At 44.2% G+C, this 14,552-nt stretch carries 13 protein-coding genes; 6 read left to right on the top strand and 7 right to left on the bottom strand.

Features of this window, described 5'->3' with window-relative positions:
- Positions 1–22 precede the first annotated feature (22 nt).
- Positions 23–694, top strand: coding sequence for an HD domain-containing protein (locus ACTXGK_RS17780; RefSeq protein ID WP_443515883.1), 672 nt, complete (start codon positions 23–25; stop codon positions 692–694).
- Here the strand turns inward: ACTXGK_RS17780 and ACTXGK_RS17775 are convergent.
- The 7 genes from ACTXGK_RS17775 to ACTXGK_RS17745 form a co-directional block, all read right to left on the bottom strand.
- Positions 672–1,274, bottom strand: a complete 603-nt coding sequence (locus ACTXGK_RS17775) for a methyltransferase domain-containing protein (protein WP_443515884.1) — start codon at positions 1,272–1,274, stop codon at positions 672–674. The two genes, ACTXGK_RS17780 and ACTXGK_RS17775, sit on opposite strands and share 23 nt — an antisense overlap.
- A 106-nt stretch (positions 1,275–1,380) precedes the next feature.
- Positions 1,381–1,914 carry a M48 family metallopeptidase gene (locus tag ACTXGK_RS17770; protein ID WP_443515886.1) on the bottom strand — a complete coding sequence of 178 codons (534 nt, stop codon included), beginning with the start codon at positions 1,912–1,914 and terminating at the stop codon, positions 1,381–1,383.
- 163 nt (positions 1,915–2,077) lie between these two features.
- Positions 2,078–3,631 carry a DUF1513 domain-containing protein gene (locus ACTXGK_RS17765; RefSeq protein WP_443515887.1) on the bottom strand — a complete coding sequence of 518 codons (1,554 nt, stop codon included), beginning with the start codon at positions 3,629–3,631 and terminating at the stop codon, positions 2,078–2,080.
- 3 nt (positions 3,632–3,634) lie between these two features.
- Positions 3,635–4,786, bottom strand: coding sequence for an imelysin family protein (locus tag ACTXGK_RS17760; RefSeq protein WP_443515889.1), 1,152 nt, complete (start codon positions 4,784–4,786; stop codon positions 3,635–3,637).
- Between the two features lie 83 nt (positions 4,787–4,869).
- Positions 4,870–6,519: a di-heme oxidoreductase family protein gene (locus ACTXGK_RS17755; protein WP_443515891.1), complete on the bottom strand. Its 1,650-nt coding sequence runs from the start codon at positions 6,517–6,519 to the stop codon at positions 4,870–4,872.
- Positions 6,520–6,706: 187 nt separating this feature from the next.
- On the bottom strand, positions 6,707–8,164 hold the full coding sequence (locus ACTXGK_RS17750; RefSeq protein WP_443515893.1) for an imelysin family protein: 1,458 nt from the start codon (positions 8,162–8,164) through the stop codon (positions 6,707–6,709).
- A 426-nt stretch (positions 8,165–8,590) separates the two neighbouring features.
- A complete protein-coding gene (locus ACTXGK_RS17745) occupies positions 8,591–9,247 on the bottom strand; it encodes a YiaD family glycine zipper/OmpA-like lipoprotein (RefSeq protein WP_201597918.1) in 657 nt (218 codons plus the stop codon).
- A gap of 451 nt (positions 9,248–9,698) precedes the next feature.
- Between ACTXGK_RS17745 and yihG the strand changes: the two genes are divergently transcribed.
- The 5 genes from yihG (at position 9,699) to minE (ending at position 14,521) form a co-directional block, all read left to right on the top strand.
- Positions 9,699–10,673 carry a 1-acylglycerol-3-phosphate O-acyltransferase, YihG family gene (yihG, locus tag ACTXGK_RS17740; protein WP_443515895.1) on the top strand — a complete coding sequence of 325 codons (975 nt, stop codon included), beginning with the start codon at positions 9,699–9,701 and terminating at the stop codon, positions 10,671–10,673.
- A gap of 332 nt (positions 10,674–11,005) precedes the next feature.
- Complete coding sequence (locus ACTXGK_RS17735; protein ID WP_443515896.1) at positions 11,006–12,097, top strand: hypothetical protein; 1,092 nt, start codon at positions 11,006–11,008, stop codon at positions 12,095–12,097.
- Positions 12,098–12,173: 76 nt separating this feature from the next.
- Entirely contained in the window at positions 12,174–13,001 is an 828-nt protein-coding gene (gene minC / locus ACTXGK_RS17730) for a septum site-determining protein MinC (protein WP_443515897.1), read from the top strand.
- Positions 13,002–13,415: 414 nt separating this feature from the next.
- The gene (minD, locus tag ACTXGK_RS17725; protein WP_058025481.1) at positions 13,416–14,228 is read left to right on the top strand and encodes a septum site-determining protein MinD; all 813 of its coding nucleotides are present in this window, start codon (positions 13,416–13,418) and stop codon (positions 14,226–14,228) included.
- 2 nt (positions 14,229–14,230) lie between these two features.
- Positions 14,231–14,521: a cell division topological specificity factor MinE gene (minE, locus tag ACTXGK_RS17720; protein WP_201597908.1), complete on the top strand. Its 291-nt coding sequence runs from the start codon at positions 14,231–14,233 to the stop codon at positions 14,519–14,521.
- Positions 14,522–14,552: the final 31 nt, after the last annotated feature.

Genomic DNA, 14,552 nt, shown 5'->3' with positions numbered 1-14,552 from the left:
TGGCAACCAAAAGAGGTTAACTATGAATGAATTGCCACTCATAAATATGGATCTAGGCAATCGTTTTTACTTATGCTTGTCTGCTCTTAATAGTGATGTGACGCCAGACGAAGCACAAGCGCTCTGGCAAAATATCTCTGTGCGCTATGGTGAACCACAACGTGCTTATCATACCCTTAGTCATATTGAGCAGTTATTGGTACAGTTTGATAGTATCAAGCATCATCTGTCTAAGCCGCATATTGTGGCGTTGGCACTGTATTATCATGATGTGATATACGACCCCACACGCTCAGATAATGAGCAAAAAAGCGCTGAATATGCAGTAGACGCGTTGAGTTCTTATCTAAGCCCAGAGCAGTGCCAACATATCTACGCACTCATCATGATGACTGCCAATCATCAAATAGATGAGTCGATATATAGTGTTAAATACAGTGATGCGGCATACTTATTGGATATGGACTTGAGTATTTTGGGTGCGCCTTGGCCTATATACCAACAATATACACAAGCGATACGTCAAGAGTATGCGCATGTTTCAGATGACAATTACCGTAATGGTCGTATCGCGGTGTTAAAAGGACTATTAGCGCATCCCAAACTCTATCTGACTGATTATTACTATAGGCAATTAGAAACACAAGCTCGGGACAATATCAACTGCGAGCTTATTTCGCTCGCAGCTTTATAAATAACTCACTGCCTTGCCGTGCTGGATGCGAATTATAACTAGGTTCCATAATATCGATATCAAAATGGCTTTGAAAACGCTGCTGGTACTCTTCCTTAGTGCCACCAAATGGTGGTTCCTCTCGTCCAAAGTCAGTATCAAATAACAATCCCACCAGCTTGCCTTGTGGTTTTAGTAACTTTGCCATCTGCTGCACATACTCATCACGTCGCACTGGATTAATCGCACAAAAAAACGTCTGCTCCAGTATCCAATCAAATTGGTACTGCTCAGCTGATAAACTAAAAAAGTCTGCACACATTAATTGCTCAGATGGAAAATCAGGATAACGCTTAGCAAAGGCTTCAATCGGCGCTGGCGCAAAATCGACCAACGTGACATTGGTAAACCCTTGCTCATATAGATAGCCTACCTCGTAAGCGTTACCAGCACCTGGTACGAGTATCGCCTCATCCTTGGCATTTTCAGGCAGCTGGTCAATATAAGCTTTGAGCGGTGGCGATACTTGTCCCATATCCCAGCCAGTACTGTTTTTCTCATAGCGCTCCTGCCAAAACTCAGCTTGGTTAACGTTTTCCATCTGACATCCTTGTATATAAAAATATTGTTTAAACGAAACAATTTGTATCGTTATTTCTTATCATATCAGGATTATTAAAATTATCTATATCACTTAGATAGTATATTTAATCCAACTGCCCTGCCTTGCCTGCCAACATATTATGCCATTGCTGATAATCTGGCATCGCGGTCGCCACCGTTTGCCAGAACGCATGACTATGATTGGCATGATGCAAATGGCATAGTTCATGGACGATCACATACTCGGTGCATTCAATAGGGTAAGCAGGGAGATAAGCGGACAACCAAATTCGCTTCGCGCGCGTGTTGCAACTACCCCAGCGTGTGTGCATTTTTTTTAGCCTTATCTCCTTGGCATACGCACCAACGATTGGCTGCCATTTCTCAAATAACGACGGCATGACATCGGAGAGCTGCTGGCGATAGTATGCTATTTTTTCATCATGACTTAACATAAAGGTCTGCTCATTGCCCCATAGATAAACAGGGTTCTTAGCAGTTATAGGATCTAGTGGCGCGCTTTGTTTACGCTGGTGCTGTTCTAGTACTTGCGGGTGATGCGCAATCGCCCAAGGCACTCGCTTGGCAACAGCATAAAGTATTTGCGGCGCGCTGGTATGGATTGGTACAGAGACCATCAACGTATGAGGCTTTAAACGAAAATTGATATTTTTGACACGTTTTTTGCTGATATGCAGCTCAATGCTTGCCTGTGCGAGCTGCTGTCTAACAGTGTCTAAACGGATCTCTAGGCTGATGCTTCATCTCCTCAATGACAGTAACTGTACCGATGGCTACGTACTATAACGCTTGTAAATGGTTATCAAAGGACATCATATGCAACTTACTATCCTTTATAATACGAGCATGTTGTTCAGCATCGTTTGCGTCTAATTTAACTTCTGAAGAAACACTTACTCTTAACGCTGTTAACTGCCCTTGCCCATCACTCACGATAAATCCTGATGACTCGATGGAATTGTCGACTTTGTTAGCTGAGCTACTAGCACTGGATAGGACGGATGCCCCTGCACAATCTGGCAAACTCACATCGTCAATCAATTCACGAGTGTGCAAATCATAAATCGCTGCACAGCCCCCAATCGGAGTGGTCACACAGAGCAAATTACGGTCGCTATCGACGGCTACGCTTGCGATATATTGGTGAAAACGTTGCCATTGATTATTCGGCATAGTCAGGGGCGTAAAGCTGACATCACCGCGCTGGTGAGTCAGTACCAACGGTACATTGATGTGCTTTTCGCCTTGGAACTGAATACCGATCATGACAGTGCCATCATTGTGCATGGCTAAATGGCGTATACTCATCTGATTATGCTCGGGAGTCACTTGCTCAAGCAGTTTGCCATCATGACGATTCAGGTAGACCAGCGATGGTCGCATGGTATCTAAATTTAGCTCTTCACGCGAAGCCTGCTCGGTTTTGATGCCCCCATTTGCAATGACTAGCGTTTCGCTATCAGGATGCATAATCAGTTCATGCGGCCCGATACCATAGGAGTCAAACTCTGCTACTTTTTTATAAGCATCGTTAGCATCATAGATACCAATTTTACCTGCCAGACTCACTGTGTCATTTTCAGTTACGTAGAGCAACTTTCCATCTAAGCTATAACAAGCATGACCATAAAAATGACGGTTTAAATCCGCTTTGATCGCATACTGCACCTGTCCATTTGAGGTACTCAGTACCCAGAACCTTTCGCTTGGACGACGACCCATTACGACGACGTCACGGCTGTGGTCGGCATCGCTATGTTGAGATTGAGAATCCGGTACATTAACAGGTACAGGTTGAACGACGATATCATGGACGCGCTCAGGCATGGTCGTCTGCCAAACGATTTGTCTATTGGTATCAATACCTACCACGCCAAAGTCATGCTCATTTTGATTCAATGAAGCGGTATTTTTTGGCATAGATGCAACACCGCTGACCCAGCGAACAGGCCGTGCGAGCATCGTCGTCGTATGCATAGCAGTAAGATCAAGCACGTCACTCTCATTATCATCTATAACATGATGATAAGCCTGCTGCCATGTCACCGCTGCTTGCTGACAAGCATAGCGAAAACGTCTGAGGTTTGGCGTTGACCCAGCGCCCGACTGCAATGCTTGCAACTGCGCTCGAATACCTGTCACATAATCTTGTAGATTGGCATCTGGATGCTGCTGCTTACGATAACGATGGTGAATACCGATCAGCGCTGCGGTGCCGACTGCCGTGAGCATGGACGTCGTTAGGAGCTCACGGCTTACTGAACTGGCTTTTGGCCCATCTGATCTGTCATGACGCTCATCTTCTGACATCGTATTGCTTTTAGTAATAAACATCACTTAATCGCCATCGGTGCTATTAAAGCCCACACGGATACCGAGTGCTGGGATTAGCTCACGTTTAATCAAGCGAGTGACGGTAGTGAGATGGTCATATAGGGCCTGCTGATCGTCTTTATTTGCGGCTGATAAATCTTCTGGCATTTGTGCCAAGAGGGTCGTTGTGTCAGCCAGTGCCGTCGATAGATTATTAGCGACTGTGCTCTCATCATTGCTATTAAGTATCGCTGTCAATACGGGATCCGTCATGGCTTTGTTGATGGCGTCTAGTTTTGCATTGATAATAGCGCGGCTTTGACCAGCAGTAGCCGCTGGCAAATGGCCTTTTGCTTTACCCGTCAGACCGAGTGGCTGGTCAATGGCGTTAGATTTCATGGTCTCAACCAGTGACAGTAGAGAGTTGATCCACTGATTTAACCCCTTATCGCTCTCTGCTGTTTGATCTATCGCCAGCAACTCAGTAGCGTTTTGCTGCCAGTTTTTCTCGATGTCTTTTAGGCGTGTGCTCAACGCACTACTGGCACTAATTACGTAAGCACATTGTCCAGCATTCAAGCTCTCATTGGCAAACAAGGCTTCTTCCAATCCTGGTACACCTTGCACGATAGCGCTCTCGCCCGCGAGCTGCTCTGGCGTTAGCTTTGGATTGGCAGCAATCAAATCAGCCACCCCACTGTGTACGAGTCCGCGCTCATCAGGATAATAGTTGATGTACAGATTGCTCATACTGGCAGTCGCAGGACCAAAATTAATCATCTCAGCACTCGACCATGCTTGTGCCAATACTAGCCACTGCGCGCGTAATGCTTGTAGTTCAGCGCCGCTGACTGGTGCTTGCTGACAATGTTTCTGCGCTAGTTCATTTAATAGATCACTTTGCTTTGCTGCATCAGCATACGCAGGAATCACGATATCATCTGCCACATGCGTCAAATACGTTTTTTGAGTCTCAGGGCTGATATCTACCGCAACGATCTGCTCAGTGCTTTCCTTACTGCTTTCTGCTGAGCCGTCAGTAGTCGAATTATTCTGTGCAACTTCTTGACTATCCACCTCTGCAGATTTGTTGTCGTCGGCAGGTTTGACACAGCTGATCAGCAGCCCGGCACTCAATGCAGACAGCGCCATCGCCAAAGCGTGATTTATTTTCATAGATTTCTCGGTAATGTTATAGGTAGTAATTTATAGCGTTTTTATAATGAATTTATTACAGTGACTTTATTATAGCGACCTTATTATAACGACTTTAGGAACGCATTTAGCTCGGCGCGACCTTGCTTGTCTAATTTCAATACTTGTTGCTGTTGCTTTTCGGCTTCTCCGCCGTGCCAAAGAACCGCTTCCATCAGCGTGCGAGCGCGTCCATCATGTAAAAACGTCGCTTGTGGATCAACCGTTTGCGCAAGTCCCACGCCCCAAAGTGCGGGCGTACGCCATTCATAAGAATTGGCTAAAAACTCAACTTGAGCGTCTTTTGGTGGTAGCTTACCTGCGATGGTACGATCAGCGAGAGCATCACCCATGTCGTGCAGCAATAAATCGGTGTAAGGATAAATTACTTGTCCATGCTGCTCAAGATGATCATCGTCAGTTTTTGGCAACTGATATCTTGGTGTATGGCAGCTTTGACAGCCCATGTCATAAAATCGCTTTTTGCCCGCCAGCACAAGCTCATTATCCGCATTGCGGCGATGCGGCACTGCCAAATTACGGGTATAAAACTCCACAAACTTAGCCACATCATCATTCACTTCTACAGGCGGTTTGCCATTGCCTTGCTCATCAGCACCTGTTGTCGCATTTAAGCATGCGGTCTGGGTCGGCATACAGGATTCATGAGGACGAATGTTTGACGTCAAACCCATGTCTTCGTTAAAGGCACTTTGATTTTGAGTAATCAGTTTGGTTTGACCGGCTTTCCAGCCAAAACGTCCAAGCGCACGTTTGCCAGTCTGTGGATCCATTACCCAATTGAACTTACCACTAATGTCGCTATTACCCTTATTGTTTGCTTGTTTCTTAATATCATCATCAGGTATTTGCTCTAGTAGCCCAAGCCCAATCATCGGCAGCGCCACTCGCGGTGATACCATCATCGCCTCATCAAAAGCGCCATAACCAGGGTTAGTCAGATTAAAGGTTGGCGCACGCAGTGTCTCAACATGCCCATCAGCAAAGGTGACTGGCTTATCTGTCCACTGCACCGCAATTCTGGCTTCAGCAGGTACGCCCTGAATACCGCGGTCTTGCAATTGTCCACCATACATAGGGTGAACAACCTTTTCAATAAGCGAATCCTGTAGCTGTTGTCGCTGCTCATCCGTCGTTGCTGGCATAGAGAGACGAAGCAATAAACTGTCCGCGTCATCATCGGCAGTCATCGGCGCATGACCACGACCATCTTTTATATGGCAAGACTGACAAGCGGCAACATTGAATAGCGCACCAAGCCCATCTCGACTGTCGGTACTGGCAGGAGCGACGACCCAAGGCTGCTTAAAGAATGCATTACCAATGAAAAACGAGCCCTTACGCGACGCCGTTAGATTTGATGAAGGCTTAGAGTAGCTTTCAGCACTGGTAATACTGATACCAGAGTTGCCACCCTGCTTGATCTCTTGAGGATCAAAACTGACCAGTTGCTGCATCGGCACACCAGCCAGTGCTTCGATATTTTCGGTACGTTCAGAGGTGAGCGGTTGAGCTGTTTCACTGGTACTTATATTACTCTCATTGTCCGAGGTCTCATTCGACACGCTATCAGCCGGTTGACATGCGCTCAATGCTACCGTACCCATCATCATAAGTGCAAGTTTGGATGGCAAATTTTGTATTATGCTAAAGGAGAAAAGAAAAGCAGAAGATTTGGTATAAATGGCTTTCATAAAAATTAAGTGCCTTGGTTTTAGACTAGAACCATGAAAGTCGATGACAATCATATCGTAGACTGTCATCGACCTTTTGGTTCGGAACACCGACCTATCGGCCTATTTTGATACTTGCAAAAATACGTTGCCGACCGTAATCGACAACGTATATATGAGATCCAATCTATATTTTATAAAAGTGAGCTTAAAACTGTGACCCTGCATCTGCATCAAGATTATCAATACCAACGGCTTTTGCGGCATTTTCGATACCAGCGGTCAGTTCTTGCAAGCTATTAATACCCGCTTCTACCCAGCCACGACGGATATTTTGCTCTTCAGCAGAGACACCTTCTTGACTCGCTTGACCAACCGTTGCAATCATTTGGTCAATCTTAATCCCTTCTTTCTCGCCCTTTTCAACCATGACGTTGAATGCACCTTCGACTTTACTAAAGTCAGCAGCCAATTTATCAGCTTCCTCTACATGACCGCTGTCAACGAGATAGTCTTTAATACCATAGCCACCGACTGTTTTACCAGCGACTGTCTGGTAGCTACCATTAAAGACATTTTGGATACCGCGGGCATTGTTGGCATAGCTGAGATGCGTCAAGTCACTAAAGCATTCGTGCTCATCTTCGGTAGACCCTGTGACAAAAGCGACCTGCATACGCTCAGAAGCCAACTCACCCAATGCTAAACTACCCATTTGGTACATGATTTGACGCAGGCCATTGTCATATTTACGCGCCATCAAATCACTGCGTAAAGTATTTTCGGTATCAGGCTGCCACTGGGCTTCCATCGCCGTCAAATCATCCACCAGTAGTTGAGTGGCGGCTTTTAAGAACTCACCGCGGCGCTCACAAATACTGACATCTTCATTGACCGTATCCCCGCTGGTACATTGTCCATCTTCTGTCGTATAGTCGGTGACTGGGCGATTACCCGCGCCTTCTTTTATGCCATTGGTATCTTGACCCCATAGCATAAACTCAATCGCATGGTAGCCAGTCGTTACATTGGCTTCGCTACCACCGATCTCGTTCATTTCTGCAAGCAGCTCAGGTGTAATTGTGCTGGTATCTTGCTTGGCACTACCGACCGTAATGCTGTCGCTATTGATGATGTTTTCTTGACTGTTGTATTCGCCTTCATAGTCATCACTGACATAATCAATCAGCGCTTCATCTAGTGGCCAAGCATTGATCTGACCTTCCCAGCTATCAATGCTATTGATAGCGCGCTTATCATTTGCCGTCACAAACCCTTCATCAAAACGAAAGATTTCCGTCTGTGAGTACGGCTGGCGCGCAGCTTTATAGGCAGCTTTTGCCGCATCAAGGTTGGCTTGAGTTGGCGTCGCAACATAGGTATCTACCGCTGCTTGTAATACCTTAGCAGTATCTAGCGAGTCTTTATAAGCGGCGTGTGCCATGTTTGCATAGCTGATAATCAGTCTATCAATATGTGCTTTTTCGGCAGCTGATATCTCTGTATTGTCGCCTGTTTCTGTGCTTACAACCTCTTTCTGCGTCTCAGTAGCAGTAGTGTCTTCTTCGGTTTTTTTGGTACAGCCCGATACCATTAGCAATCCTGTAAGTGCAACAGCTAAAGTAGTTGGTAAAATCTTACGGCGTGTTTCTGTGGTAATCGTCATACAAATCCTCAAAGAGATAGCAAAATTCGTTTTGGTTAAATGGCTTCCATCATATCGATTATCAAATCACGCCTTAATCAGCTGATTTGATCTCGTATATCTATGCTTATCGCATATTATCAAGCTTGTAACTATTCAGTAATAAAACACTAACAAATTATAGTGTTATTGATAATCATTATCAATACTTAATTTTATATTAATAATCATTAATCTTTATGATGATTTTATAAAATGTTATCAAACGCTAAACGAGTACTATTCTGTTTTAGACAGCAGACATTATACTCGCACTTTTCTAACTATCTAGTTTGATCAATCAAAATTTAGCGCACAAAAAAAGAGCCAGCATATTGCTGACTCTTTTTGCTAGATAAGTGCGTGAAAATCATTCGCACCTACCAAACAGTTATATGGAACTGTCGATTAGTTGACGCTTTGTGGTGCATTAACCGTTAGCTCAACACGGCGGTTTTGCTGACGACCAGATTCAGTGTTGTTAGTAGCAACTGGACGTGACTCGCCATAAGCGACTACGTTGATACGGTTAGAAGCAACACCGCGAGCAGTTAGGTAGTTAGCAACTGAGTAAGCACGGTCACGTGACAGACCCATGTTGTAAGATGCTGAACCTTGGCTATCAGTGTGACCAGCAATCGTGATTGTGTTCTGGTTATACTGGTTCATGGTTGAAGCAAGCTTATCTAGCGTTGGCTTGAATGATGAGTTAAGCGTTGCATCATCAAACGAGAAAGTGATGCTACCTGGCATAACAAGATCGATGTTACCAGTAGTTGGGTTTTGGTTAACAGTCACGCCTGTACCAGCCATTTGCTGCTCAAGCTGACGAGCTTGACGTTCCATGTAGTAACCAACGCCAGCACCCAATGCAGCACCAATAGCAGCATCACGACCAGTTTTGTCGCCACCTGTTGCTTTTGAGATAGTTGCGCCACCTGCTGCACCAACCAAACCACCTAGAGCCGCTTTGTTCAAACGTTGCTGCCCAGTGTTTGGATCAGTCGTACAACCGCTAAGTGCTAGACCTGATGCTACTGCTGCAATTAATAATGTATTACGCATGATATTTCCTCTATAAGTTTAAAAATATTATAAATCGTGCTTTATCAAGATTGTCCGTTAATCTTATTAAGTACTTATTTACTTTCGTCATTATTATGGCAATTACAATCTAACTCTGTGTAATATTTTGTCACACCTATGTATGAGAAGTGCAGATTAACTTTGCGGTATTTCTTAGCATTTAAACTATCCAATAGCTGTTCCTTGCTATCACTAGTCACGTTTACACTCGTACACTGCGAAACGTTTCTGCTAAAATTATGTCACCAAATTGCTCATCGTCAAATGACCGCTTTATCAGGGATTAACCAGTAATTTTTCTATGATTAGCGCTTAGTTCACTGGATTATTGATCATCAATCATATGAGCAGTTTTGGCAATATTTGAACACATCGACTTGTGAAATATATGGCTTACTTAATTAATTAAACGGAACCAAGAGGATCAAGCATGCGACTGACATCCACCATTCGAAATCTACATAAACGCACGCCTAAACTGGGCAAAGCTGTTTCTCTAGCCACGGCAACAGGCGTCATTGCAGCCAATAGCTTCGGTGGTAGTATTCCTTTGTGGTTAATGGGTGTCGGCAAGGTCATTACGGGTGCGCCTATCGCAGATAAAGCGGTCATCAAAATCGCGACTTATTGGATCAGCAGCAATAGTGCCCTAATCGATGACATGCTGCCTCGTAAAGACTGGCGTATCAGCTTACCAGATGATATTCGTATCGATGGTAAATACCTTCTGGTCAGCAACCATCAATCTTGGGTCGATACCAGCATCGTGCAGTATATTGGCGAAAAGCGCCTGCCATTGACGCGTTTCTTTACTAAGTTTGAGCTGATCTATATTCCTATCGTTGGGCAAGCTTTTTACTTTTTAGATTTCCCCATGATGCGCAGGCACTCTAAAGAAGCCATCGCCAAAAACCCTGCGCTCAAAGGTAAAGATATCGAAGAGGCCAAGCGTGCCTGTGCCCTTCTAAAAGACAAGCCATTCACCTTGCTAAATTATCTAGAAGGCACCCGCTTCACCAAGGCCAAACATGCCAAACAGCAGTCTCCTTATACGCACTTGCTAAAACCACGAGCTGGCGGCTTATCCCTTGCGATTAACGCTCTAGGCGAGGATATCGATGGCATACTGGATGTGACCATCGTCTATCCTGACGGTGTACCAAGCTATAGCGATCTGTGGAAAGGCAATATCAAACGTCTGGGTGTGGATCTAAGATATATCGATATACCAGATGCGTTGTTTGAGGGAATTAAGCAAGGCGGCTACGAAAATGATGAAGAAATAAAAGCGCAAATGTTTGACTGGGTTGAACACATCTGGCGTCAAAAAGATCAGCGCATCACCGACATGCTGGCTGATTTTGAGACAGGCCCTGAAACCAGCACTAAAGCTCAAAACATTTGATACAGCATGCCCTTTAATATAAAGCATTAAATACGTTATATACAGGCACAATAAGTCATAGCAAAATAAGTTATAAAGGCGAGTAGTATTCGCAATGAGTTATGGCGTAATCGACCAAAATAATATTGATAATAATAAGCGAGCATTTTATTTGCGATGCTCGCTTTATGAGTTATAAATTATTATGCGTAAATTTTAATCGCAGATGGGTTGTTTTTTAGCCTTATTCATTGATAATGTGACTAATCATGAACTCATAAATTTTCGATGGTTATTTTTGAATACTCATTAGAAATTTACTCATTTTTTGTACCATTTATCACTTATAAGGTATGACTGTGCCCGCCTCTCCTCCTCCTAACCCGCCTCTTACGACCGCACCGGTTTCGCCTCATCTTGCAACCAGTGAGCCGCCAAGACCGGATCGCCCGCAGCCAAGTCGCCTAAAGCTCACTTACGACATCATAATGATCATCGCCATCAGTATTGATTTATTACTGATCAGTATTGACGCGGTACTGATGAGCGACTTTAGTAGTAATGCTGCACAATGGCTGTCAGTCAGCGAGGGGCTCAACTGGTATCAGGCTACCTTGCATGAGCCGTTACGTACCGCTGGTGGGTTTTTTACTATCTTTTTGGTTGGTGAGCTGGTATTACGCTGGGCGATTGCAATCAAAGAAAAAGTCTACTATCGCTGGTTTTTCTTTCCTTTTGTCCATTGGTATGAAGTCTTGGGCTGTTTTCCGCAACTGCGTTTGTTACGGTTATTTAGGGCAGTCGTTATCGGGCGTCGGTTGTACCAGCTTGGCTATCAAGTACTACCGCAGCCATGGATCAACCGTATCAAGTTCTATATTGACCTACTACTAGAAGAGCTATCGGATCGTGTGATTTTGACGACTATCCAAAACTTTAGACAGGAATTGACCAATCCTGAAACGCACAAATCATTCATTGAATCAGCCATCACGCGTAACCGTGCTGAAATTGAAGCGGCCGTATTATCTATCCTTCGCTCCGAGCTTGCGCCAAAATTGCAAGAGCTGACTGCCTCATCAGGTGGCGGCAGCATGTTGGCTAGCGACATGGGCAACGCCATTGAAGAAGGCTTAGCCAATACCCCTGAGCTACGACGCTATTTGCGTATGATACCCATCGCTGGTCATTTGATTGAATCACAGCTACAGCATGTCGGACATAATATTGGTGAAAATGTTGTTTATGCGCTGAATAAGCGTCTGCTTGACCCTGAGCGCCTCGACTCATTGATGGTCGCTATTGCCAGTGGTATCGCCCAAATAGATACCGATAATACCGCGCTTGATACATTGATTTCGAGTATCATTGATGACAGTTTGACTGCATTTGAAGCGCAAGTAAAAGTACAGCAATGGAAACACCAAGACATGCTAAATCTATAGTATGTCGACTAACATGACACGATAATAAAAATGACACCGTGAATACAGTGATAGAATTATTTTTAAGGGTTTATATATGACAGTTTCAGACAATAATAATCAGACTGCAAGCGCAGCACCAGCCTTAGCCCTATATGGCAAGATGCTGACTTTTTCACGTTTACAGTTCAATACCAGTGAGCTAGGCGCTATTGAAGCCCAGCTTGCTGAAACGCTGAGCAACAAATCCAGTAATATCCCAATCCTTATCGATAGCGCGGTCGAGCAAGATTTGTCTGCTTTAGTAGAGTTATTATGGTCATGGGGGCTGCAACCTATCGGTGTGGTGACAGGCCTACTTGATGATCAAGCGCGCGAGCAACGTTTGGCCATATTTCCAGCAGATGGTAAACGTATTGAACGTATCGTACCTAGCAAAACAGCCCCTACACCGTCCAATAAACCCAAAGAAGATAACGGCGCAGAATCAGCCAACGCTACTAGCACCGAGAGTGCGGCAAATATACCTGCCATTGAAACCACCATCTCTAGTCTTCCAGATGAAACATTATTAAGTGCTCAGCATATAACCAGCCTAATATATGACCAAATGCTGCGCTCAGGACAAAGCTTAAACCATGTTGGCGGCGACTTGATTTTAACCAACAGTGTCAACAATGGTGCTGAGGCAATCACCGACAATAGCCTGCATGTCTATGGGCGTGCGCAAGGTCGCTTGGTTGCAGGTGCAACGGGCGACAAAGATGCCCGCATTTTTTGCCAAGTTTTCAACCCTTCATTGGTTTCCGTTGCGGGGACATATTGCTTACGGGACAATCTACCAGATCACGTGATAGACAAACCGGTGCAAGTCAAGTTTGTGGAAGGTGAAGGTCTAGTATTTATCGTGATGGATGAAGCTTAACGATTACTCGGTTAAAAATAATAAACGGTTAGGTGATTGTCTAGTAAAGTAAACTGGGTAAGGTAAGCCGTAATTATATAAGCTGCTGTGTCAGATAAATAAAACAAGATATATCAAATTAATCGTTACAATTGAGCTATTATTAAGTGTTGGTTTTAACGTTATTTGCCGTATATTTAAATAGCTATCAAGCGGCTAAAAATTATCGCTGTTAACTGTGCCATTTATAAGCAAAAACCCTTTATAGCTCATATCTCAGTTGTTTTTCTGCTTTAATATAGACTTGCTATAAATCCTTGTATATTTATGCTAGGCTAGCTTCGCAGATAGTACATATATAATTAGTAGATAAATACCATGCAATTGTGCTATTTATATAAAAGATATCCCATTGATTCATAGGAGTGTGCCATTGTGGCGAAGATAGTTGTAATCACTTCAGGTAAAGGCGGTGTGGGCAAAACCACGACAAGTGCCTCTTTTGCCGCTGGTTTAGCATTGCGTGGCTATAAAACGGTTGTAATTGATTTTGATGTAGGTCTACGTAATCTAGACTTGATCATGGGTTGTGAAAACCGAATTGTTTATGATTTCGTTGATGTCATCACTGGTAGCGCACGCTTGTCGCAAGCACTTGTCAAAGACAAACAGCTTGAAAACCTGTATATCCTTCCTGCCAGTCAAACGCGTGATAAAGACGCACTGACAGACGAAGGTGTCGCAGAGGTCATGACTGAGCTGTCTAAACAGTTTGACTATATCATCTGTGACTCACCTGCTGGTATCGAGCGCGGTGCACAGTTGGCCATGTATCACGCTGACGAAGCCATCATTGTTACCAACCCTGAGATCTCTTCAGTACGTGACTCGGATCGCATTATCGGCATCTTGCAAAGCCAAACGAAAAAGGTTGAAGAAAACCTAGGCTCTGTACGTGAGCACTTGGTCATCACTCGTTACAATGCAGAACGTGCTGCTGCGAATGAGATGATGGACATCGATACTATTTCTAATGATATTCTAAAAGTACCATTGCTCGGCGTTGTGCCTGAGAGCCATTCTGTGCTCGAAGCATCGAACCACGGTGAGCCTGTTATTCATTATACCGACTCTGTTGCTGGTCAATGTTATGATGATATCGTCGCCCGTTTCTTAGGCGAAGAGCGTCCACTACGTCATATTGATGTGAAGAAAAAGAGTTTACTACAGCGCTGGTTTGGGGGTTAATGATGACTAAGAAAAAAGGATTTTGGAGTAGCCTATTTGGTACTGACGATAGCAGTAGTGCAGGCAGTGCCAATCTAGCTACCGAACGTCTCAAGGTTATCGTAGCTAGCGAAAATCGTCTAAATAATCGTCTAACGGTTGATCGTATCGAAAAAATGAAACGTGAAATCTTAGAAGTGGTCAACAAATATGTGAATGGTGTACAGATTGATGATGTCAATATCAATCATCGCTCAGAAGATAGCTTAGATGTGTTAGAGATGAACATCAATTTACCTGAACACAAAAAGTAAATTTGTAATCAGACCTTTAGACAGCAAGCAT

This window comes from Psychrobacter sp. T6-5 (assembly GCF_052258485.2).
Lineage (GTDB): Bacteria > Pseudomonadota > Gammaproteobacteria > Pseudomonadales > Moraxellaceae > Psychrobacter.
This window is presented reverse-complemented; position numbering and strand designations above follow the sequence as displayed.